This is a genomic window from Pseudomonas sp. BIOMIG1BAC, assembly GCF_001705995.2.
Lineage (GTDB): Bacteria > Pseudomonadota > Gammaproteobacteria > Pseudomonadales > Pseudomonadaceae > Aquipseudomonas > Aquipseudomonas sessilinigenes.
This window is the reverse complement of sequence record NZ_CP049045.1, coordinates 946,122-968,485: the sequence shown is the minus strand read 5'-3', so window position 1 is coordinate 968,485 and position 22,364 is coordinate 946,122. Positions and strand designations below refer to the sequence as shown.

Annotated in this window: 21 protein-coding genes; 17 read left to right on the top strand and 4 right to left on the bottom strand. The window is 66.0% G+C overall.

The features are described 5' to 3' along the window. Nucleotides 1-62: 62 nt before the first annotated feature. From purD to ATY02_RS04340, 6 genes are all read left to right on the top strand, one after another. Nucleotides 63-1,352: a phosphoribosylamine--glycine ligase gene (gene purD / locus ATY02_RS04365; RefSeq protein WP_068577183.1), complete on the top strand. Its 1,290-nt coding sequence runs from the start codon at nucleotides 63-65 to the stop codon at nucleotides 1,350-1,352. 99 nt (nucleotides 1,353-1,451) lie between these two features. Continuing rightward, entirely contained in the window at nucleotides 1,452-4,238 is a 2,787-nt protein-coding gene (locus tag ATY02_RS04360; RefSeq protein ID WP_068577185.1) for a hybrid sensor histidine kinase/response regulator, read from the top strand. A gap of 41 nt (nucleotides 4,239-4,279) precedes the next feature. Continuing rightward, nucleotides 4,280-4,876, top strand: coding sequence for a MarC family protein (locus tag ATY02_RS04355; protein WP_022642054.1), 597 nt, complete (start codon nucleotides 4,280-4,282; stop codon nucleotides 4,874-4,876). A 26-nt stretch (nucleotides 4,877-4,902) separates the two neighbouring features. Next, nucleotides 4,903-5,361 (top strand): hypothetical protein, encoded by a 459-nt coding sequence (locus ATY02_RS04350; protein WP_068577187.1) that lies wholly within the window; start codon nucleotides 4,903-4,905, stop codon nucleotides 5,359-5,361. 22 nt (nucleotides 5,362-5,383) lie between these two features. Next, the gene (locus ATY02_RS04345; protein ID WP_068577190.1) at nucleotides 5,384-5,926 is read left to right on the top strand and encodes a CPCC family cysteine-rich protein; all 543 of its coding nucleotides are present in this window, start codon (nucleotides 5,384-5,386) and stop codon (nucleotides 5,924-5,926) included. Next, nucleotides 5,923-6,351 carry an SMI1/KNR4 family protein gene (locus tag ATY02_RS04340; RefSeq protein WP_068577191.1) on the top strand — a complete coding sequence of 143 codons (429 nt, stop codon included), beginning with the start codon at nucleotides 5,923-5,925 and terminating at the stop codon, nucleotides 6,349-6,351. The genes ATY02_RS04345 and ATY02_RS04340 overlap by 4 nt, the downstream gene beginning before the upstream one ends. A gap of 72 nt (nucleotides 6,352-6,423) precedes the next feature. Here ATY02_RS04340 and cobJ read toward each other — a convergent pair whose 3' ends face one another. Genes cobJ through cobG form a run of 4 tightly spaced genes read right to left on the bottom strand, consistent with a single transcriptional unit; the run spans nucleotide 6,424 to nucleotide 10,886 of the window. Continuing rightward, nucleotides 6,424-8,133 carry a precorrin-3B C(17)-methyltransferase gene (cobJ, locus tag ATY02_RS04335; RefSeq protein WP_068595474.1) on the bottom strand — a complete coding sequence of 570 codons (1,710 nt, stop codon included), beginning with the start codon at nucleotides 8,131-8,133 and terminating at the stop codon, nucleotides 6,424-6,426. Beyond that, on the bottom strand, nucleotides 8,133-8,867 hold the full coding sequence (locus ATY02_RS04330; RefSeq protein WP_176719720.1) for a precorrin-2 C(20)-methyltransferase: 735 nt from the start codon (nucleotides 8,865-8,867) through the stop codon (nucleotides 8,133-8,135). The genes cobJ and ATY02_RS04330 overlap by 1 nt, the downstream gene beginning before the upstream one ends. Next, nucleotides 8,864-9,490 (bottom strand): precorrin-8X methylmutase, encoded by a 627-nt coding sequence (locus ATY02_RS04325; protein WP_068577108.1) that lies wholly within the window; start codon nucleotides 9,488-9,490, stop codon nucleotides 8,864-8,866. The genes ATY02_RS04330 and ATY02_RS04325 overlap by 4 nt, the downstream gene beginning before the upstream one ends. Then, complete coding sequence (cobG, locus tag ATY02_RS04320; protein WP_083235625.1) at nucleotides 9,483-10,886, bottom strand: precorrin-3B synthase; 1,404 nt, start codon at nucleotides 10,884-10,886, stop codon at nucleotides 9,483-9,485. Before cobG ends, ATY02_RS04325 begins: the two co-directional genes overlap by 8 nt. Before the next feature lie 48 nt (nucleotides 10,887-10,934). Here cobG and ATY02_RS04315 point away from each other — a divergent pair, with 48 nt between their 5' ends. The 11 genes from ATY02_RS04315 to ATY02_RS04265 all read left to right on the top strand — a co-directional run bounded on the left by ATY02_RS04315 (nucleotide 10,935) and on the right by ATY02_RS04265 (nucleotide 22,345). Then, nucleotides 10,935-12,179: a bifunctional cobalt-precorrin-7 (C(5))-methyltransferase/cobalt-precorrin-6B (C(15))-methyltransferase gene (locus ATY02_RS04315; protein ID WP_068577106.1), complete on the top strand. Its 1,245-nt coding sequence runs from the start codon at nucleotides 10,935-10,937 to the stop codon at nucleotides 12,177-12,179. Continuing rightward, nucleotides 12,172-13,269, top strand: a complete 1,098-nt coding sequence (locus ATY02_RS04310) for a cobalt-precorrin-5B (C(1))-methyltransferase (RefSeq protein WP_068577104.1) — start codon at nucleotides 12,172-12,174, stop codon at nucleotides 13,267-13,269. The genes ATY02_RS04315 and ATY02_RS04310 overlap by 8 nt, the downstream gene beginning before the upstream one ends. Further along, nucleotides 13,266-13,994, top strand: coding sequence for a cobalt-precorrin-6A reductase (locus ATY02_RS04305; RefSeq protein WP_068577101.1), 729 nt, complete (start codon nucleotides 13,266-13,268; stop codon nucleotides 13,992-13,994). Before ATY02_RS04310 ends, ATY02_RS04305 begins: the two co-directional genes overlap by 4 nt. Nucleotides 13,995-14,170: 176 nt before the next feature. Beyond that, nucleotides 14,171-14,473 carry a type II toxin-antitoxin system RelE/ParE family toxin gene (locus ATY02_RS04300; RefSeq protein ID WP_068577099.1) on the top strand — a complete coding sequence of 101 codons (303 nt, stop codon included), beginning with the start codon at nucleotides 14,171-14,173 and terminating at the stop codon, nucleotides 14,471-14,473. A gap of 3 nt (nucleotides 14,474-14,476) precedes the next feature. Further along, on the top strand, nucleotides 14,477-14,767 hold the full coding sequence (locus tag ATY02_RS04295) for an addiction module antidote protein (RefSeq protein WP_068577097.1): 291 nt from the start codon (nucleotides 14,477-14,479) through the stop codon (nucleotides 14,765-14,767). A gap of 99 nt (nucleotides 14,768-14,866) precedes the next feature. Then, nucleotides 14,867-15,265, top strand: coding sequence for a DUF2946 domain-containing protein (locus tag ATY02_RS04290; RefSeq protein ID WP_068577095.1), 399 nt, complete (start codon nucleotides 14,867-14,869; stop codon nucleotides 15,263-15,265). Between the two features lie 49 nt (nucleotides 15,266-15,314). Further along, nucleotides 15,315-15,809 carry a copper chaperone PCu(A)C gene (locus tag ATY02_RS04285; protein WP_068577093.1) on the top strand — a complete coding sequence of 165 codons (495 nt, stop codon included), beginning with the start codon at nucleotides 15,315-15,317 and terminating at the stop codon, nucleotides 15,807-15,809. Nucleotides 15,810-15,831: 22 nt separating this feature from the next. Next, nucleotides 15,832-16,278, top strand: a complete 447-nt coding sequence (locus ATY02_RS04280; protein WP_228022251.1) for a DUF2946 domain-containing protein — start codon at nucleotides 15,832-15,834, stop codon at nucleotides 16,276-16,278. Between the two features lie 88 nt (nucleotides 16,279-16,366). After that, nucleotides 16,367-18,499 (top strand): TonB-dependent copper receptor, encoded by a 2,133-nt coding sequence (locus ATY02_RS04275; protein ID WP_068577092.1) that lies wholly within the window; start codon nucleotides 16,367-16,369, stop codon nucleotides 18,497-18,499. 171 nt (nucleotides 18,500-18,670) lie between these two features. Next, on the top strand, nucleotides 18,671-20,053 hold the full coding sequence (locus tag ATY02_RS04270; RefSeq protein ID WP_068577090.1) for a PepSY-associated TM helix domain-containing protein: 1,383 nt from the start codon (nucleotides 18,671-18,673) through the stop codon (nucleotides 20,051-20,053). 153 nt (nucleotides 20,054-20,206) lie between these two features. Beyond that, nucleotides 20,207-22,345, top strand: a complete 2,139-nt coding sequence (locus ATY02_RS04265; RefSeq protein ID WP_068577088.1) for a TonB-dependent receptor — start codon at nucleotides 20,207-20,209, stop codon at nucleotides 22,343-22,345. Nucleotides 22,346-22,364 lie beyond the last annotated feature (19 nt).

The window sequence follows — 22,364 nt, the reverse complement described above, 5'->3', positions numbered from 1 at the left end:
CTGCTGCACTTGAGTTTCAACTTGCAGCTTGCGGCTTGTAGCTTCCTCCGAAGGAGTCTGACTTGAACATTTTGATCATTGGTAGCGGCGGTCGTGAACACGCCCTGGCCTGGAAAGTCGCTCAGGACCCACGGGTCGAAAAAGTATTCGTCGCTCCCGGCAACGCCGGTACCGCCATCGAGGCCAAGTGCGAGAACGTGGCCATCGACGTGCTGGCCCTGGAGCAGCTCGCCGACTTCGCCGAGAAGAACGTTGCCCTGACCATCGTCGGTCCGGAAGTCCCGCTGGTGGCCGGTGTGGTCGATCTGTTCCGTGCCCGTGGCCTGGACTGCTTCGGCCCGACCCAGGGTGCCGCCCAGCTGGAAGGCTCGAAGGCCTTCACCAAGGACTTCCTGGCCCGCCACAAGATCCCTACCGCCGACTACCAGAACTTCACCGAGATCGAGCCGGCCCTGGCCTACCTGCAGGAAAAAGGCGCGCCGATCGTGATCAAGGCCGACGGCCTGGCCGCCGGCAAGGGCGTGATCGTCGCCATGACCCTGGCCGAGGCCGAGGAAGCCGTGCGTGACATGCTCGCCGGCAATGCCTTCGGCGACGCCGGTTCGCGCGTGGTGATCGAAGAGTTCCTCGATGGCGAGGAAGCCAGCTTCATCGTCATGGTCGACGGCAAGAACGTGCTGCCCATGGCCACCAGCCAGGACCACAAGCGCGTGGGCGACGGCGATACTGGCCCGAATACTGGTGGCATGGGCGCTTACTCGCCTGCACCGGTGGTCACCGCCGACGTGCACCAACGCGTGATGGACCAGGTCATCTGGCCGACCGTGCGCGGCATGGCCGAGGAAGGCAACGTCTATACCGGTTTCCTCTACGCGGGCCTGATGATCGACAAGGCCGGCAACCCGAAAGTCATCGAGTTCAACTGCCGTTTCGGCGACCCGGAAACCCAACCCGTCATGCTGCGCCTGCAGTCGAGCCTGGTCCTGCTGGTAGAAGCGGCCCTGGCCCAGGCCCTGGACAAGGTCGAAGCACAATGGGACCCACGCCCGAGCCTGGGTATCGTCCTGGCGGCCGGCGGCTATCCTGGTGACTATGCCAAGGGCGCGGCCATCAGCGGCCTGGACGTAGCCGCCGCACTGGAAGGCAAGGTCTTCCACGCGGGCACTGCACTCAAGGACGGCCAGATCGTGACCGCAGGCGGCCGCGTACTGTGCGCCACCGCCATGGGTGCCAGTGTCGATGAGGCACAGCAGCAAGCCTATCGCCTGGCCGCCCAGATCGACTGGCAGGGTTGCTTCTACCGCAAGGACATCGGCTACCGTGCCATTGCCCGCGAGCGCGGCCAGGAGTAAGGCTCCCCGTGACCCCGGCAAGGGCCACGCACCCTTGCCGTTCGGTCATTACGCCGCGCATAGTTATAATCAGGCATCAACCAATGAAGGGATTTCGCCGTGCGCTGGCTCAGGACTGCCCTAGGCTTCACCGTCACATTGCTGACTCTGCTCTGCCTGAACCCGGCCCTGGCCGCGCAAGGCAGTGGCTGGGCAGTTCTGCTCGACGATCAGGGTGACCTGCAACTCAGTGACATCCGCTCCCCGCGCTACACCAACCAGTTCAGCCCCATCGAGCTGGACAAGCTCACCGCCGCCGCGCCAGAGGGTGCCCTGTGGCTGCGCTTCAAGCTGCAACCCGGGCCCCATGAACAGATCCTGCGGATCTTCGCCCCTGACCTGGCCCATCTGAATCTCTACGTGCTCGAAGGCGACACGCTGATCGAGCAGGCCAACAGTGGCTTCAGCCAGCCGCAAACACAGAGGCCGTTGCCCAGCAGCGACTTCATCCTGGCGCTGCCACAAAACGCCAAGCCGCTGGATGTGTATCTGCGCCTGGTGTCCGAGCACGAGCTGCGTCCCTACATCACCCTGCAGTCGGCCGTGATGAGCGCCGCCAACCAGAGCCAGACGCTGATCTATGGCGTGCTCTTCGGCTGCCTGACGATGCTGATCCTGCACAACCTCACGCGCTTCGCCTACACCCGCTCGCGCAGCAGCCTGTGGCTGGCGATCTGCGAAAGCCTGCTGACCCTCAGCCTGATGCTGTTGCTCAACCTGCTCGGCCCCTGGCTGCCGCAATGGCAGGCCCTGCAGACGCCCGGGGCGTACCTGGCCCTGCTGCTGACCGCGCCGGCCGGCATGATGTTCGCCTATCGCTTCTTCGCCCCGCTGGGCGCGCACCCGCTGAATCGCCTGCTGCTGGGCAATATCCTGCTGATCGCCCTGAGCGGCTTGTTGCTGCTGTTCGTCAACACCCTGCCGCTGAATATCATCACCTATGCCCTGGTGGCCCTGGCCGGCCTGAGCATGTTGTTCGTGGGCGGCTACCACTGGCACAAGGGGTATCGTCCGGCACGCCTGTTCGTTGCCGCCATGGCGATCTTCAACCTCGGCACCCTGGTGATCCTCCCTGCCCTGCTCGGCCTGACGCTGGTGCCGCCGCAAGGGTTGATTGTCACCCTGATGAGCGTGGTCTGCGTGGCCGGCCTGCTGATGAGCGTGGCCCTGGGCGAGCGCCAGCGCAACATCACCGAGAACCGCTTCAGCGTCAGTCGCGACCTGGCCGCCAGCACCGCCGAGGTCAACGCCAAGGCCGAGTTCCTGGCCAAGATCAGCCACGAGATTCGCACCCCGATGAATGGCGTGCTGGGCATGACCGAGCTGCTGCTGGGCACGCCGCTGTCGGTCAAGCAACGCGACTACGTGCAAACCATCCACAGTGCTGGCAACGAGCTGCTGACCCTGATCAACGAGATCCTCGACATCTCCAAACTCGAGTCCGGGCAGATCGAACTGGACGACGTGCAGTTCGACCTCAACGCCCTGATCGAAGACTGCCTGAGCATCTTCAGGGCCAAGGCCGAACAGCAGAATGTCGAGTTGATCAGCTTCATCCAGCCCCAGGTCCCGCGGGTCATCGGTGGCGATCCGACGCGACTGCGCCAGGCCATGCTGAGCCTTCTGGAAAACGCCCTGAAGAAGACCGACGAAGGCGAAGTCCTGATCGTCGTCGCCCTCGACGAGCGCAGCAGCAAACCGCGCCTGCGCATCGCCGTGCAAGACAGCGGCCAGCCCATGGAAGCCGAGGAACGCGAAGCCCTGCTGCACACCGAACTGCACAGCAAGAACTTCCTGGCCAACACCCGCCTGGGCGGCAACCTGGGCCTGGTGATCGCCCGCCAACTGATCCTGCTGATGCATGGTGAATTCGGCATCAAGAGCGGCAACCAGCAGGGCAGCACCCTCTGGTTGACCCTGCCTCTGGATGCCGAGCGCCTGGAACAACCTACCGCCGACCTCGACGGCCCGCTGCAAGGGGCCCGGGTACTGGTGGTGGACGACAACGACACCTGCCGCAAGGTCCTGGTCCAGCAATGCAGCGCCTGGGGCCTGAACGTCAGCGCCGTGCCCTCCGGCAAGGAGGCGCTGGCCCTGCTGCGCACCAAGGCACACCTGAAGGACTATTTCGATGTGGTCCTGCTGGACCAGAACATGCCCGGCATGACCGGCATGCAACTGGCGGCGAAGATCAAGGAAGACCCGAGCCTGAACCACGACATCCTGCTGATCATGCTCACCGGTATCAGCAACGCGCCGAGCAAGGTGATCGCACGCAATGCCGGGATCAAGCGCATCCTCGCCAAGCCGGTGGCCGGCTATACCCTCAAGACCACCCTGGCCGACGAACTCAGCCAGCGCAGCAGGGCCCCGGCCGCGCCCTACAACCTGCCGCTCAACCCCGCTCCCGCCCCGGCCGCAGTGACCGTGCCCAGCGACTTCCGCATCCTGGTGGCCGAGGACAACAGCATCTCCACCAAGGTGATCCGCGGCATGCTCGGCAAACTCAACCTGCAGCCCGACACCGCCAGCAATGGCGAGGAAGCCCTGCAGGCGATGAAAGCCAATCGCTACGACCTGGTGCTGATGGACTGCGAGATGCCGGTGCTCGACGGGTTCTCCGCCACCCAGCAACTGCGGGCCTGGGAAGTGGGTAACCAGCGAGTGCGCACGCCGGTGGTGGCCCTGACCGCCCACATCCTGGCCGAGCACAAGGAGCGCGCGCGCCAGGCCGGCATGGACGGGCACATGGCCAAGCCGGTGGAGCTGTCGCAACTGCGCGAACTGGTGGAACACTGGGTCACCCAACGCGACTTGCGCGAACGCAGCACCGCGCACACCAGCTGAGTTAAACTCTGGCTCGCCCTCCCTAGTCGTGAGCTCCCACCATGCTCCACGTGCTGTTCAGCGTTTACCTGAAGATGCTGGTGCTCTACAGCCCCTTCTTCGTCCTCTCGTGCTTCATCAGCCTGACCCGTGGCTACTCCCTCAAGGAACGCCGGCGCCTGGCCTGGAAAGTCGCCCTGGCGACCCTGGTCTCCAGCGTGCTGCTGTACCTGTTCGGGCGGGTGATCTTCGGCGTGTTCGGCATCACCGTGGATGCGTTTCGCATCGGCGCGGGCTCGGTGCTGTTCATCTCCGCCCTGGGCATGGCCCAGGGCAAGTCGGCGGTGCAGACCGACAACGTGCAGCAAGACGTGACCATAGTCCCGCTGACCATTCCCCTGACGGTCGGCCCCGGCACCATCGGTGCCCTGCTGGTCATGGGCGTCAGCCAGCCGCACTGGGACGACAAGCTCACCGCCATCCTCAGTATCGCCCTGGCCAGCCTCACGGTGGGCGTGGTGCTGTACCTGTCCAACCGCATCGAGCGCATCCTCGGCGACCAGGGCCTGCAGATCGTCAGCCGGCTGATGGGCCTGTTCGTCTGTGCCCTGGCGGCGCAGATCATCTTCACCGGAGTGCGCGGCTACCTGGTGCCCTAGCCAGCCCTCATCGCAACGGAATGCCCATGCCCTACAACGCCGACCAGGCCTTTATCCAGCAGCAATGGTGGGACGAAGCCTACCCGCGGGAAAACGCCCTGATCCTGGGCAATGGTTTCTACTGCCTGTTCGAGCTGCCCCACGGGGCAAGCCGACTGCAGGACAAGGCGTGGCTCCCGGCCCTGGATCACCAACCGGCAGAAGCCTGCGAAGGCCTGGCGACCCTGGGCTGTTCAGCCCCCGGCCCGGAACCTTGGCAGGCCCTGGCTGGCGAATGCGTGGCCCACGGCAGCGATGGCTTCCTGGCGCTGCTGGAGAAAGACTCGCAGCGCCTGATCTGGCTGCTGGTGCTCCGGGAAACCAACCCCTTCGCCCAGGTGCGAATCCGCGACCGGCATATAGAGGCTCAATCCACCAGCGGGGTCAGCGTTTGCATTCCCATCGAGCGGCCGGATCAGTTGACCCTGACCTGGCCGGCGTGCTGATCCCCTTGTCGAGCACAACCCCATGAAGCCACTGACGCGCCCCGCGGCCATCGAGCTCTTGAGCCGGCACCGCCTGCTCGCACTCTCGGCGCAAGAACGCGCCGATCATCTGCTGAACGTCTGGACCCTGGCTCCACAAGCCCCGGAATTCGCCACCCTCCCAGCCAGCCTGGGGGAAGAAATACAGACTCGGGAACCTCCGGAAAACGCCCAGCCCGCGCGTTACGATGCGTTGATCCTGGTCAGCCTGCGCGCCGCCTACCATGGCGTCAGCAACCCCTACCTGAGCCGCTGCCTGGCCGAGGCCGGCTACCCGAGCCAGCCGGTCGAGGGCCCGGTGGAAACCCTGTTGGCCTGCCCCTGCTGCGGCTACCTGACCCTCGGCGCCCATGGCGAGTACGAGATCTGCGGCCTGTGCCACTGGGAAGACGATGGCTGCCAGGCACTGGATGTGCTGAGCGGCCCCAACCACAAGACCCTGGCCCAGGCCCGGGAACACTTTGCCCAGATCCAGGGCAGCCTGCCCCTGGACAAATGGCCACCTATCATCAAGGACCACCCATGATTCCCCCGCAGTTGGTCGCCCTGATCGAAGCCCAGCCCAGCTTCCGCCCGCGCCCAGATACCGCCGGGGTCACCCGAGCGCTGGCAACACTGGGCATTGCCCTGGACAGCGAGTTCGCACAGATCTACCTGGCCTACCACCCCGCCGACTTCGCAAGCCGGGCGAGCTACGAAGTGCTGATGAATATCGTCGAGCCCAGCGAGGAGATCCTTGTAGGCACCGAGTTCATTCATGAAGTATGGGAGCTGCCGCAGAACTTCATCGCCTTCACCTCATTGCAAGGCGAAGGAGGCTACTTGCTGGACAAGGACAGCGGCGGCGTCTGGGATTTCGACCTGGGCGACTGGGAAGCCTTCACCGCTGGCCGCATTGCCGCCAGATGGACCGGTTTCTTCGAATTCATCATCTGGTACTTGCAGCCCTAAGCGACAAGCTTCAAGCGACAAGCCGCAAGTTTTTAGCTTGCCGCTCAAAGCTCGAAGCTTGCCGCTGCCCCTCTAGTACCAGCGCGGCGTGTAGACCCACTCGCCGCCATCCGCCTTGGCAAAGGTGCAGGTGGTGGAGGAACCCACCAGCACCATGGTGCGCATGTCCACCTGCTCCGGGGTCAGCTCGCCCAGGGTGGTGACGCGCAGGGTCTGGCCCGGGCGACCGATGTCGCGCCCCAATACCACCGGGGTTTGCGCTGTGCGGTGCTGGCGCACGATCTCCAGGGCCCGCCCCAGTTGCCACGGCCGGGAACGGGAGATGGGGTTGTAGAAGGCCAGCACCAGGTCGGCCTGGGAGGCGAGGTCCAGGCGCTTCTCGATGATCTCCCAGGGCTTGAGGTTGTCCGACAGCGACAACACGCAGAAGTCGTGGCCCAGTGGCGCACCCGCCTGGGCGGCGGTGGCCAGGGAGGCCGACACCCCGGGCAGGATCTCCAGGTCGACGTTATGCCAGGCCGGGTCGCTGGACTCGTGCAAGGCTTCGAGCACCGCCGAGGCCATGGCGAACACACCCGGATCGCCGGACGACACCACCACCACCGAACGGCCCTGGGCCGCCAGCTCGAAGGCGTGGCGGGCGCGCTGCATTTCCTCGCGGTTGTCGGTGCAGTGCATGACCTGGTCGGCGCGGAATGGGCCGGCCATGCGCACATAGGTTTCGTAGCCGAGGATGTCCTGGGCCCGGGCCAGTTCGGCCTTGACCGCCGGCACCATCAGTTCGGCGGCGCCCGGCCCCAGGCCGATCACGGCCAGGCGACCACGGGGCTGGCCGATCCGTTGCGGGTCCAGGGGTTCGCTGGCCACAGCGATGGCAATGTCCTCGCCCGCATTGAGGGGCGGCAGCAATTGTGGCACCGCTTGTTGCGCCAGCTCGGCCACACTGCTGGCCGCCGGAGCAAAACGCAGCGGCACGCCCAGTTCGGCGGCGGCGTCACGCAAGGCCGGGCTGGCCATTTCACTGTCGGCGGCCAGCAGGCAAGCGACGGACTGGCGAGCGATCCCAGCCTGGTGCAGAGCGGCCCGCAGATGCTCGGCCAACTCGGGGCCGCTATCGCGAGCAAGCTCGTTCCTGCAGGTGAGTGCGATGAGGACACTGCGCGGGTAGATCAGCAGTTCGTTGGCGGCGGGCTCACGCTCGGCGGAACCGACCCGGATGGTCAACCGGGCTTCGCGATCTTCCGGCAAGCGGGCTTCGGCCAGCCAGGGCGCGGCGCCTTCGATGCGCACGCTCTCGCCACCCAGCAAATCGGAGACAAAGCGCTTGCCCAGCTCCAGGTCGCCCAGGGCATAACCGCTGGGCGGGTTGAGCAGGCAAGTGCCGAAGCGCAGTTCACCGCTGGTGGTGATGGCTGCCGCCACGCCCAGGCCGGCAGCGATCTTGCGAGCCATGACGTTGACCCCACCCAGGCCGCCCAGCAATGGCACCACCGCGCTGCCGTCCTCGGCCACCGCCAGTACCGGCGGCTCGGCGCCCTTCTCCAGCAGCAGCGGCGCCAGGGTGCGGATCACGATGCCGGCGGCGCACAGGGCGATGATCGGCGTGTCTTGTTGATAGAGCTGGCGCAGGGTCGCGCCGAACTCCTGGTAACTGCGGTCGGCGCCCGTGGTGCGCTCGGCCAGGCCGTAGACCAGTGCGTCGGGGTACAGGCGCTGGATCCGCCGCGCGGTATCGAGGCTGCCTTGGCCAAGGATGACGATGGCCGGAGTCGAACGGGCCATCAGCCTTGCCACCTTTGTCCGGGAACGATGATCAACGAGAAGTACGGCGACGACATCGGCTCCACCTCGTCCAGGGGCACGATCTTCTGGTTGGCCATGGTCGCGCGCTCGACATACAGCGCCCGCTGCGCCAGCCCCAGCTCATCCAGGACCTGGCGGACCTTGGGAAAATTGCGCCCCAGCTTCATCACCACGGCCGCGTCGGCATCGGCCAGGCGGCGCTTGAGCTCGTCATGGGGCAGCACCCCGGACAGCACCGACAGGCTCTGATTGCGATACACCAGCGGCGCACCCAGCACCGAGGCGCCGCCGAGCATCGAGCAGACCCCCGGCACCACTTCGGCCTGGTAGCGCTCGGCCAGGCGGTCGTGCAGGTACATATAGGAACCGTAGAAGAACGGGTCGCCCTCGCAGATCACCGCCACATCGCGGCCGGCCTCCAGGTGCTCGGCCACTTGCACGCTGGCTTCGTCGTAGAAATCGCTGATCACCTGCTCATAGGACAACGGCGCCGGCAGCGCTTCGGTGGTCACCGGGTAGACCAGCGGCAGCAGGGTCTGCGCCTCCTGCAGGTGCGCCTCGATGATGCCGAAGGCATTGCCCTTTTTACCCTTGGCGACGAAGTAGGCCACCACCGGCGACTCGCGCAGCAGGCGCAGGGCCTTGAGGGTAATCAGTTCCGGATCACCAGGGCCCACGCCGAGGCCGATCAAACGTCCAGGTTGCTGCATCATTCGATCTCCGTGGCCAGGGCGTTGACGGCGGCGGCGGCCATGGCACTGCCGCCCAGGCGGCCTTGCATGATCACGAACGGCACGCCACGGCTGTCGGCGGCCAGCATCGCCTTGGATTCGGCAGCGCCGACGAAGCCCACCGGGAAACCAAGGATCAGCGCCGGTTTCGGCGCGCCGGCGTCGAGCATTTCCAACAGGTAGAACAGCGCGGTGGGGGCATTGCCGATCACCACCACGCTGCCTTCCAGGTAAGGCCGCCACAGTTCCAGGGCCACCGCCGAACGGGTATTGCCCAGCTCGCGGGCCAGCTGCGGCACGCTGTCGTCACGCAGGGTACAGATCACCGGGTTGTTGGCCGGCAGCCGTGCCCGGGTGATGCCCTCGGACACCATTCGCGCATCGCAGAGGATCGGTGCCCCAGCGGCCAGGGCCTCGCGCCCGGCCTTGCCGGCGCCTTCAGAAAACTGCAGGCCATCGATGGCCTCGACCATGCCGCAGGCGTGGATCACCCGTACCGCGAGTTTTTCCAGGTCGGCGGGAATGCGTTCTAGCTTGGCTTCTTCGCGGATGATCGCGAAGGAGTTGCGATAGATCTCCTGACCGTCGCGGATGTAATCAATCATCAAGGTGACTCCGTTGGCGGACATCAAGCAGCGCTTGTACCGCTTCTATAGAAAGGTTGCGCGCCCGCAGCCTGCCGAACCCCGGCTGCGTGGCGTCGCGCACATACAAGTCGTAGCGTCCCGGGGCCACCGCCAACAGGGTGGTGGGCGCCACATGGGCGGCAGCGCAAGTGCGCAGGCAGCCAGAAAGGTGGACCGCCGCCTGTTGCCCCTGGGCCTGCAACAGGGCCGCCAGGCGCAGCGCATCGCCCTTGGTATCGGCCTGGGCCTTGGCGCAACCGCTGGAGCCGGTGCAGGCAATCAGGTGGGCCAGGGCCTGCTCGGGACGGCAAAGCAAACCCAGCTCGGCCAAGCCAGCGCTGACCGCCGGGGCATCCGCCACGGCAATGTCGGGCAACAGCAGGCTCTGCCAGGGCGTCAGGCGCAGGCTGGAATCGCCATAGCGCCGGGCCAACTGCGCGACGCCCTTGAGCATGGCCGGGTCGAGCCGCCCCAGGGGCGCGACCGCACCGACATAGACCCGCCCGGCCACGGCCTGTGGATAAGTTCCCAGGTGCAAGCCCTCGGCGGCTGCCGACCGGCGCCAGCCATCGACGCTCAGCAGCGGGCCGCCCAGGCGCTGTTGCACCTGGAGCAGAAATTCCGCCACCGACACCTGGGCCAGCAAGTGCCGCATACGGGTCTGCTCGGGGCTCGCCAGGTCGAGGAACGCCTCCAGCACCGCCACCAGCAGGTCATGGCCCTGCTCCAGCGGCACCGCCGCCAGCGGCGCATCCACCGGGCAACCGGCCAGGCCGAAGGCCAGCAACCGTTGGCCCTCGCGCTCACAGGCTGCCAGCCACAAATCGTGGTGATGCTGGAGCATGGCCAGGGCCTCGCCCCCGTCCAGTTGCACGGCGAACTTGGGCGACAACTCGTGGAACCGTGGATGACCTTGCAGGGTGTGCAGGATCTGCGCCGCCAGGGGCCGGGTATCGACCAGGCACTGGCGGTCGATACCGGCGCTGGGGCTGAGCATCAGGTTGCGTACATCGTCACCGGCCGCCGTGGTCGGCCCCAGGCCTGCCTCCAGCAGCTTGGCGATCAACGCCTGGTGCTCGCCGCCGATGCCACGGATCTGCAGGTTGGCGCGGTTGGTGGCCTCGATCACCCCGCCGGCGAACACCTGCGCCGCCTCGGCCACGGCCACGGCCTGGGCCGCGCTGATGACCCCGCCGGCCAGTTTGATCCGGCAGATACCGCCGTCCAGGGCCGGGACGATACGCAACAACCCCGGACAGGCCGAGGGGCGGATGGCAGTGGACAGCGGACGTGGGTTCAAAGGGGTGACCGGCAGTGTGGGAAAAACGCTTCGCGGGCGAAGGCGCGGTATTATGCCTGCTTTGTCCGAAGGCATGAAAAGCCTGCCTGTCGGAACCCTGGCTTTTGTGTTCGAGGAATATCCATGTCGCCCTGGCTGACAGTAGTGGGAATCGGTGAAGACGGCTTCAAGGGCCTGGGCCGCAATGCCCGCCATGCCCTGTTGGGCGCTTCACGGATCGTCGGCGGGCAACGTCAGCTGGAGCTGCTGCCGGCTTGCATCCGTGGCGAACGCCAGCCGTGGCCCAGCCCGTTTTCCCTGGAGCCGGTGCTCGCCCAGCGTGGCACTGCGGTATGCGTGCTGGCCAGCGGCGACCCGATGTTCTTCGGCGTCGGCGCCAGCCTGGCACGGCAACTGCCCGCCGAGGAACTGCTGATCTTGCCCGCCCCCTCCTCCTGCGCCCTGGCCGCCGCGCGCCTGGGCTGGCCCCTGCAGGAAGTGGTCAGCCTGTCGCTGGTGGCGCGGCCATTGGCCGCACTCAACGCGCAGTTGGCCAACGGCCTGCGCCTGCTGGTGCTGAGCAATGACCGCCACAGCCCGGCGGCGGTGGCCGGCCTGCTGCGCGAGCGCGGCTTCGGCCCGAGCCGGATCAGCGTCCTGGAACACCTGGGCGGCCCGCTGGAGCGGCGTATCGACGGCACCGCCGACGACTGGCAAGACCCGGCCATCGCCGACCTCAACCTGCTGGCCATCGACTGCCGCGCCAGCCTCGACGCGCCACGCCTGTCGCGCCTGGCCGGCCTGCCGGACTCGGCCTTTGCCCATGACGGCCAGTTGACCAAGCGCGACGTACGCGCCATGACCCTGGCCCGCCTGGCCCCGATGCCCGGCGAGTTGCTGTGGGATGTCGGTGCCGGCAGCGGCTCGATCGGCATCGAGTGGATGCGCGCCCACCCCAGTTGCCGCGCCCTGGCCATCGAGGCCGACGCGGGCCGCCAGCAGCTGATCGAACACAACCGCGACACCTTGGGCGTTCCCGGGTTGCACCTGATCCGTGGCAGCGCGCCCCAGGCCCTGGCTGGCCTTGAGCGTCCGGACGCGATCTTCATCGGCGGCGGCGTGACCCGCGACGGGGTGCTCGCCACCTGCTGGGAACGACTCAAGCCCGGCGGCCGCCTGGTGGCCAATGCGGTGACCCTGCAAAGCGAGATGACCCTGATGGACTGGCGCCAGCGCCACGGCGGTGAGCTGACTCGCATCCATGTGGCCCAGGCCCAGCCGCTGGGGGAGTTCGACACCTGGCGCCAGGCTTTGCCCATCACCCTGCTGGAACTGCACAAACCCCAGGACCCAATCTGCACGCTATCCGGGGACCTGCCCCATGCGTGAGGAAACCGCCGAACAGCCCGCTCCGCTGCGCAGCGGCCTGACCACCGGCAGTTGCGCCACCGCCACCAGCCTCGCGGCCGCCCGCCTGCTGCTGGGCAACGTCGAGGCCGATGCGGTGGATATCGTCCTGCCCAAGGGCAAAGAGGTGCGGATGCGCCTGGAGTTCTGCCGGCGCACCAGCGACGGGGCCGAGGCCGGGACCATCAAGGATGCCGGCGACGACCCGGACGTGACCCATGGCGCCCTGCTCTACTCCCAGGTACGCCTGACCCATGAGCCGGGCATTCGCTTCGTGGCTGGTGCCGGGGTCGGTACCGTGACCCGCCCCGGGCTGGTCCTGGGGGTGGGCGAGCCGGCGATCAACCCGGTGCCGCGGCGGATGATCGGCGAGCACCTGCAACGCCTGGCCGAAGAGCAGGCCTACAACGGCGGCTTCGAAGTCACGGTGAACGTCGAGGGCGGCGAGGCACTGGCGCAGAAGACCATGAACCCGCGCCTGGGGATTCTCGGCGGGCTGTCGATCCTGGGTACCAGTGGCATCGTCCGGCCGTTTTCCTGCGCCGCCTACATCGCCTCGATCCACCAGGGCATCGATGTCGCCAGGAGCAACGGCTACCAGCACGTCGCCGCCTGCACCGGCAACGCCAGCGAAGACACCATGCGCCGGGTCTACGACCTGCCGGAAATCGCCCTGATCGAAATGGGCGACTTCGTCGGCGCGGTCCTCAAGCACCTGCGCAAGGCCCCTGTGGATAAACTCAGCCTGTGCGGCGGTTTCGGCAAGATCAGCAAGCTGGCCGCCGGGCACATGGACCTGCACAGCCGCCACTCCAGCATCGACCTGCCGCAGCTGGCGCAATGGGCCGCCGAAATCGGTGCCGACCAACCGTTGCAAGAGGCCATCCGCCAGGCCAATACCAGCCAGCAGGCACTGGCCATGGCCAGCGCCGCCGGAGTCGCCCTGGGCGATGCGGTGTGCCGCCATGCCCTGGACTTCGCCCGCAGCGTGGTACCGGCCCAGGTCCAGGTGGAAGTCTTCGCCATCGACCGCCAGGGCGGCATCGTCGGCCATGCCGGAGCCCAGCCATGAGCCGTATCCTGCTGCTGGGTGGGGTCACCGAGGCCCTGGCCATCGCCCGCACCCTGGGGCCTGAACATGTCTACAGCCTGGCCGGCATCGGCCGGGTGCCCACGGACCTGGCCTGCCAGGTGCGGGTCGGTGGGTATGGCGGAGCCGAGGGCCTGGTGCAGTTCATTCGCGCCGAGAACATCACTCTGCTTCTGGATGCCACCCATCCTTATGCCGCGCAGATCAGCGCCAATGCCCAGGCCGCCGCCCGGCTCGCCGGCATTCCCTGCTGGGCCCTGCGTCGCCCGGCCTGGCAAGCGCAGCCCGGGGACGACTGGCGCGAGGTGGCCGACTGGCCACAACTGATCCAAGCCCTCGAACCCTTCCAGCGACCGTTGTTCACCCTGGGGCGCGAACCCTTGCAGCATCTGGAGGAGATTCCCGCCAGCCAGTTCTGGACCCTGCGCGCCCTGGAAGCCTGCCCGGGCAATGAGCGCTGCGAAGTGATCGGCGCCCGCGGCCCGTTCCAGATCGACGACGAGCGCGAACTGTTCGCGCGCCGGCGCATCGATGTGCTGATCAGCAAGAACAGCGGCAGCAGCGCCACCGAACCCAAGCTGGAAGTGGCCCGCGAACGGGGAGTACCGGTGTTGATACTCAAGCGCCCCGACCTGCCCGAAGTCGATCGCCATTTTACCGAAGTGCCCCAGCTCCTGGCCGCCCTCGAGCGGCTGTCCAGCGCCTGACAGCAAAAAGCGCCGCGCCTCACCTCAACCTGGGAACTCCCTGGCTGTGCCCGCCAGTCTCCTGCCTTAACTTCCTTTGGAGCTCTGCAACGACCGGCTGCACGCCCGGTCGTCGCAGCGTTGCCTTTCATCTGGCAAATGAGTTGCCAGGGCGTATCCCAAGGAATACAGTCGCCATGTTCGTCTTCGAGCAAACCCAGGAGTTCAGCCACTGGCTCACTCGCCTCAAGGACCCTCAGGGGAAGACCCGTGTACTGGCCCGGATCAGGGCAGCGCAACTAGGGCGGTTTGGCGACTGTGTATCAATAGGAGGTGGAGTCCATGAGATGCGTATCCACCGTGGGCCTGGCTACCGGGTGTACTTTTCACGGCGAGGCGAACGGATCTACCTGTTGTTGATCGGTGGCGACAAGAGCACCCAGAGTCGCGACATCCAACGAGCCCGGCAACTGGCTCACGACCTCAAGAACGAGGACTGAAACATGCGCACCCCAGTGACCCGCTTCGATGCGGCCGACTACCTCGAGACCCCGCAAGACATGGTGGCCTACCTCGATGCCTGCTTCGAGGAAGATGCCGGCGATGGAGTGCTGATCCGCGCCGCCCTCAACGACATCGCCCGCGCCCGGGGCATGACCCAGATAGCCCGGGACACCGGCCTGGGCCGCGAAAGCCTGTACAAAGCGCTGGGCAGCCAGGGCAATCCCGAGTTCGCGACTATCATCAAGGTGATGAAGGCGCTGAGACTCAAGCTCCAGGTCAGCCCGGCCTGAGCCAGCACTGCGACACCACACCGCACACGGTGTTTTTTTACTTATCCACAGCGATCAGGCTAAATACCCGCCTGATCGCTCAACCGACGGATCGTCACCATGTCCCGACAACGGCTCGCATTTGCCTGGATCGCCTGCTTCGCAGTGCTGTTCAACATGCTTGCCATGCCGCTTTCCGGGGCCATGCAGAGCAGCGACCAAGGGCTGGATGAACAACTGCTATGGGGCAGTTTCTGTTCCTCCAGCGGCACCAAGATGATCGCCATCTCCCTGGGCCAGCTCGAGCAAAAAGCCCCGCAAAACGACGATCACTCGAACATGCAGCATTGCTGGTGTTGCTCCGGCTCGGCGCCCCTGGTGGCCCTGCCTGGCCATGCGCCGCAGCTGTACTTCACCCGTTTCATCGCCCAACCGGGCGCCCCGCAACCGCCGCTCGAACAACTCACCCCGCGCCAGCAATGGCCCAGCCTGAATCCCGGTGCACCGCCTCTGGCATGATTCCCTTTCGCAAGTGACCTGCGTTTTTGAATCGTTCTGGAGAACCACCATGCTCAAGTCTTCCCTGGTCAAGCACACTCTGCTGCTGGCCGCCCTGCTGTTGCCTGCCAGCTTTGCCAGCGCCCATGAATACAAGGCCGGCCAATTGCAGATCGACCATCCCTGGTCGCAGGAACTGCCGCCGAACGCGCCGACCGTCGCCGCCTACTTCGTGCTGCACAACCCGGGCAAGAACGCCGACACCCTGCTCAGCGTCGAGACACCGATCGCCGGTCGCGCCGAACTGCATGAGCATGTGATGCAGGGCGACATGATGAAGATGCAGCAGGTGGCCAAGGTGGCCGTGCCCGCCGGTGGCGAAGTGCGATTCGCGCCCATGAGCTATCACGTGATGCTCATGGAGCTCAAGGACCGCAGCCTGCTCAGCGATGGCAAGCGCTTCCCGCTGACCCTGCACTTCGAGAAGGCCGGCGACGTCACCGTCGAGGTCGCCGTGCAGAAACAGGCACCCGGCGCGGCGCAAGAGCATCAGCACGCTCACTAAGCACTGACCGCCGGTCCCATCCGTGAACGCCCCGCTCGCGCCTGGCCGCAGGCGGTCCGCAGCGCGCCGTACCTCCATAGGGGTGCGGCGCGGCAGCTGGATCAGCCTGTTCGCCATGCTGATGATCTTCATCGGTCCGCTGATTTCCCAGTCGATGCCGATGGATCACGCGATGCCGATGAACATGTCCGTATCCATGGACATGGGCAGCGGCGTGTCCGGCTGCCACGGCGATAACCCACACGCTTCGCACCCCGCCAAAGCCCAGGGCGAGCAGCATGTGCTCTGGGAGAAATGCGGTTATTGCAGCCTGCTGTTCAACTGTCCGGCACTGCCATCGGGGCTGTCATTCGCCCAGCTCGATGCACCGCTGGCCCAGCATTTCCTGATCCCCGCCACGCGCCTGGGCCACGCCCGGCAGACCGTGTTCCCCGGCGCGCTGACCCGCGCTCCGCCGATCGACGCCTGAGTCACCTGCTCACTCCACACGGCCGGCTGTCAGCACGACAGGCGTGCGCTCGCGGCCGTGTCATTCAAGACCGATCGATGGAACCATTATGTTTTCTGCTGACTCTCGCCTGGGCGTTGCCCAGCCATCCAAGCCTTTTGCCCTGAACCCGTCGCGCCAGCACTTCAACCGTGCCCTGGCGGTACTGTGTGGTGCCCTGCTGACGCCCCTGGCCGTGGCCGACGAGGCTTCGGCCGAGCACGCCCACCACAGCACCGAGCTGAGCCCGACGGTGATCACCGCCATCGCCCCCAGCTCGCCCCTGACCGTGGTGACCAACCCCAAGGACCCACGCCAACCGGTGCCGGCCAGCGATGGCGGCGACTACCTCAAGACCATTCCCGGCTTTGCCCTGGTGCGCAACGGCGGCACCAACGGTGACCCGGTACTGCGCGGCATGTTCGGCTCGCGCCTGAACATCCTCACCAACGGCAGCATGATGCTCGGCGCCTGCCCTGGCCGCATGGACGCCCCGACCTCCTACATCTCCCCGGAAACCTACGACCGGTTGACCGTGATCAAGGGGCCGCAAACCGTACTCTGGGGCCCCGGTGCCTCCGCCGGCACCGTGCTCTTCGACCGTGAACCCGAGCACTTCGGCGAACTCGGCACCCGGGTCAACGCCAGCCTGCTGGCCGGCTCCAACGGCCGCTTCGACAAGACCCTGGACGCGGCCGCTGGCGGCCCCCTGGGTTATGTGCGGGTGATCGGCAACACCGCCCACTCCGACGACTACAAGGACGGCAACAACGACACCGTGGCCTCGCGCTACGACAAGTGGAACGGCGACATAGCCCTGGGCTGGACCCCGGACGCCGACACCCTGCTGGAGCTGACTGCTGGCAAGGGCGACGGCGAGGCCCGCTACGCCGGTCGTGGCATGGACGGCTCGCAGTTCAAGCGCGAGAGCCTGGGCCTGCGGTTCGAGAAATCCAACATCGGCGAGGTCCTGGACAAGGTCGAGGCCCAGGTCTACTACAACTACGCCGACCACGTGATGGACAACTACAGCCTGCGCACCCCTTCGGGCAGCGGCATGATGGGCATGCCCATGGTCAGCAACGTCGACCGCCGCACCCTGGGGGCACGGATCAAGGCTACCTGGCGCTGGGCCGATGTGCAGTTGATCGGCGGCATCGATGCCCAGACCAACGAACATCGCCAGCGCGGCGGCATGGGCGTGGATGCGCACAAGGGCCAGCCCTGGACCAAGGACGCCGACTTCCACAACTACGGCGCCTTCGGCGAGCTGACCTGGTACGCCGCCGAGCGCGACCGGTTGATCACCGGCGCCCGCCTCGATCGAGCCTCGGCCAAGGACTACCGGCAGAGCATCAAGTCGGGAATGATGAGCCGCCCCAACCCCACCGCCGGCGACACCCGTGCCGACACCCTGCCCAGCGGCTTCGTGCGTTACGAGCATGACCTGGCCGACAGCCCGACCACCTTGTATGCCGGTCTCGGCCACGCCCAGCGCTTCCCCGACTACTGGGAGCTGTTCTCGCCGAAGATGGGCCCTGCCGGCTCGTTGAACGCCTTCGATTCGATCAAGCCGGAAAAGACCACCCAGCTCGACTTCGGCCTGCAATACCAGGGCGCCGACCTGGAGGCCTGGGCCTCGGGCTACATCGGCCAGGTACGGGACTACATCCTCTTCGACTACAACTCGAAAATGATGGGCATGAGCACGTCCCGGGCCGAGAACATCGACGCCCGGATCATGGGCGGCGAACTGGGCGCGGCCTACAAGCTGACCTCCAACTGGAAGGCCGATGCCACCCTGGCCTATGCCTGGGGCAAGAACAGCAGCGATGGCAAGGCCCTGCCACAGATGCCACCGCTGGATGCGCGCTTGGGCCTGACCTACAGCGAGGACGACTGGAGCGCCGGCGCCTTGTGGCGGGTGGTGGCGGCGCAGAACCGCGTCGACATGAACAAGGGCAACGTGGTCGGCAAGGACTTCGGCAAGAGCGGCGGCTTCGGCGTGTTCTCCCTCAACGGCGCCTACCGCATCAACAAGAACCTCAAGCTCAGCACCGGGGTCGACAACCTGTTCGGCAAGGCCTACGCCGAGCACCTGAACCTGGCGGGTAACGCCGGCTTCGGCTACCCGGCCACTGATCCACAAGCCATCAAGGAACCCGGCCGCACCTTCTGGACCAAGGTCGACCTGAGCTTCTGACGAACCGTTGCGGCCGCTGCACGACCGTACGCAGCCTGCGGCAGCGGCTACACCAGGCACCTGTAGCCGCTGTCGAGCTGGCGAGGCTGCGACAAGGCCCCCAGGGCCCTCAGCAGTGGTTTCAGGTGCCACCCATAACGACAGATCCACAGCCTTGCGGAGCGCTTCCCGATGAACCGACCCAAAGTGTCTTTCTACAACCTGGCCTGGCGCTGGCATTTCTACGCCGGGCTGTTCGTCGCCCCTTTCATGGTGATGCTGGCCCTGACCGGCATCGTCTACCTGTTCAAACCGCAACTCGACCCACTGATGTACCCCAGCTTGCTCAAGGTCCCCGCCGGGCAGCACAGCCTGGCGGCCGACGAGCTGCTGCAACGGGTCCAGGCGGCCTATCCCCAAGGCCATATCAAGCAGTACCTGCCACCTGTGGATGCCGGGCGCAGCGCCCAGTTCGTGGTGCAGCACAAAGGCCAGGAACTCAACGTCTTCATCGATCCCTACCATGGCGACGTGCTCGGCGAGCAGGATGCCAAGCGCAACCTGCAGGCGGTGGCCCGGGCCATTCACGGCGAGCTGATGATCGGCACTGTCGGCGACCGGCTGGTGGAGCTGGCGGCCAGCTGGGGCATCGTCCTGGTGGTCTCGGGCTTGTACCTGTGGTGGCCACGGGGCAAGTCTTCGGCAGGCGTGCTATGGCCACGCCTGAATGCCCGGGGCCGGCTGTTCTGGCGCGACCTGCATGGCGTGCTGGGGTTCTGGGGCGCGGCCTTCCTGCTGTTGATGCTGCTCAGCGGCATGAGCTGGACCGGCTTCTGGGGCAGGCAGTACGCCGATCTGTGGAACCGCTTCCCGGTGGCCATGTGGAACGACGTACCGACCTCCGACCAGCAGGCCGGCGAGCTCAACAGCGCCACCCGCCAGACCGTGCCCTGGGCCCTGGAGAACACGCCGATGCCGATGTCCGGCGACCATGCCGAGCACAGGGGCCACGCCATGGCCACAGCGGCCCCGGCAGCCCCGGCCATCAGCTTGCAACAGGTCCAGGACATCGCTCGCCAACGCCAGGTCGAGCCCGGCTACAGCATCACCCTGCCCAGCAGCGCCACCGGGGTGTTCACCATCGCCCTGTTCGCTGACGACCCGCGCAACGACGCCACCCTGCATGTCGACCAGTACACCGGCAAGGTCCTGGCTGATGTGCGCTGGCAGCACTACAGCAATGTGGCCCGGGCCACCGAGCTGGGCGTGATGTTGCATGAGGGCAAGATGTTCGGCCGCTTCAACCAGCTGGTAGTGCTGGTGGTGTGCCTGATGATCCTTCTGGGTGCGGTGAGCGGCATCGTCATGTGGTGGCAGCGTCGCCCCGCCGGCCGTCTCGGGGTGCCGCCGCTGCGCCACGATCTGCCACGCTGGAAAACCGCGATGCTGGTCATCGCCCTGTTGGCCGTGACCTTTCCCCTGGTAGGCGCCTCGCTGGTGGTGGTGTGGCTGCTGGATCGCCTGGTGATCTCGCGATGGAACCGCGATCCTGAATCTGCCTCAGCTTCAACATGAGTCAGCCGAGATGCTCATTGCAGAGGGCTCTGTACAATCCCCGCGCTTTAGCCGCGCACAGATATAGTGTTACCTTATAACACTTGATGTAAGCTTCCTTGCCCGCAGCCCCCACTGCGGGCAACCCTCTCGAAGAAGCGATTCACCGCCCCGATGAACAAGTACCTGCTGTCCAGTCTCTGCCTGCTCGCCCTGCCGTCCCTGTCCCAGGCCGACGATGCCGCCCTGACCCTGCCCACCGGCACCATCTCTGCCGCAGCCAACGAAAGCGACGACAGCGTCAGCCTGAAGACCCCGACCACCGCCGGTTCACGCCTGGGCCTGAGCGCCCTGGAAACCCCGGCCAGCACCGACAGCCTGAGTGGCGAGCGCATCCGGGCCCGGGGCGATCGCAGCATCCAGGACGCGGTATCGCGCAGCGCCGGCATCAGCCGCACCGGCACCCCGGGCGATGGCGGCACCTCGTTGTCGGCCCGGGGCTTCACCGGGCAGAGTTCGGTGATGCAACTCTACGATGGCAACCGCATGTACACCGGCATGGGCACCGTGACCTTTCCGGTGAACAGCTGGGCCGTGGAACGGGTCGACGTACTGCGCGGCCCGGCCTCGGTGCTGTACGGCGAAGGCGCCACTGGCGCGGTGATCAACACCATCCCCAAGAAGCCCTTCAGTGGCGAGATCGAGAACCACCTGCGCCTGGGCTACGGTTCCTTCGATCGCCAGCAACAGGCCCTGGACAGTGGCGGTTCGCTGAGCGACAGCCTGAGCTACCGGCTCAACCTCAATCGCGAGCGCAGCAACGGCTGGGTCGACCGTGGCGATTCCTCGGGGGATTTCGTCAGCGCGGCCCTGCGCTGGCAGGCCCGCGATGACCTGGCCTTCACCCTGGCCCACGACTACGGCGACCAGAATCCGATGAACTACTTCGGCACGCCGCTGATCGACGGGCGCTTGCACAAGCGCCTGCGGGACAAGAACTACAACGTCAGCAACGACAAGCAGCACTACAACGACCAGTGGACCCGCCTGACCAGCGAGTGGCAGATTTCCGATAACCTCAGCGCCAGCAACGAGCTGTACTACCTCAAGGCCCAGCGCCGCTGGCAGAACGCCGAGTACTACAACTGGAACACGACGGACCGGCAACTGAGCCGCAGCGGCTACTTCGGTATCGGCCACCAGCAGGAACAAGTGGGCGACCGCCAGACCTTCACCCTCAAGCACTCGCTGTTCGGCCTAGACAGCCAGACCCTGGTCGGGATGGACTACAACCGCATCCGCTTCCATATGAAGAGCAACTCGCCCTTCAATGACGTCACCCCCCATGGTGACCCCATCGACCTGTACCACCCGGCCAAGGGCGAGTTCACTAGCAACAGCCCCTACCGCGATCAGTTCAAGACCACCACCAGGCAGATGTCGGTCTTCGCCGAAAACCGCCTGCAACTCAGCGAGCGCTGGTCCCTGGTGACCGGTGTGCGCCGTGACTATGCGCATATCGATCGCGATGACTTGAAGGACGGCAGCCAGAGCGACAAGACCCTGACCGGCAACAACTGGAAGGCCGGCCTGGTGTTCGCCGTCACCCCGGACACCTCCCTCTATGGCCAGTACTCCACCAGCACCGACGGTGTCGGCGGGCTGATTTCCCTGAGTCCGGATCAGCAGCAATTCGACCTTTCCACTGCCAAGCAGACCGAGGTCGGTCTCAAGCAGGCGTTCTGGGACCAGCGCGGCGAATGGACCCTGGCGGCCTACCACATCGTCAAGAAGAAGCTGCTGATAGATGTGCCTCAAGTTGCCGGAGTTGCGCCTCGCAAGGATCAAGTAGGCCAGCAATCCTCCAATGGCCTGGAAGCCAGCCTGGACCTGCAACTGCCCCATGCCTGGCAACTGCAGGCCAACGCCGCCATCGTTCGTGCCCAGTACGATGACTTCACCCAGATTGTGGATAAACAGCCAGTCTCTCGCGATGGCAAGCGCCCGGTGGACGTGCCACGGCGCACCGCCAACCTGTGGCTGAGCAAGGCCATCAACGACGACCTGCGGGCCGGCGCCGGGGTGCGCTACGTCGATGCGCGCTACGCCGACATGGCCAACCGTAACCAGCTGCCCAGCTACACCGTGGTGGACGCCAACATCTCGTGGCAAGCCTTGCGCAATACCACCCTGGGCCTGCAATTGAATAATCTGTTCGACCGCCAGTACGCCCAAAGCCAATACAATGACGGCCAGCAATGGATTCTCGGCGAGCCGCGCTCGTTCTTCGTCACCGCCGACTATCGCTTCTGACCCCTTGCGGGACCACCGG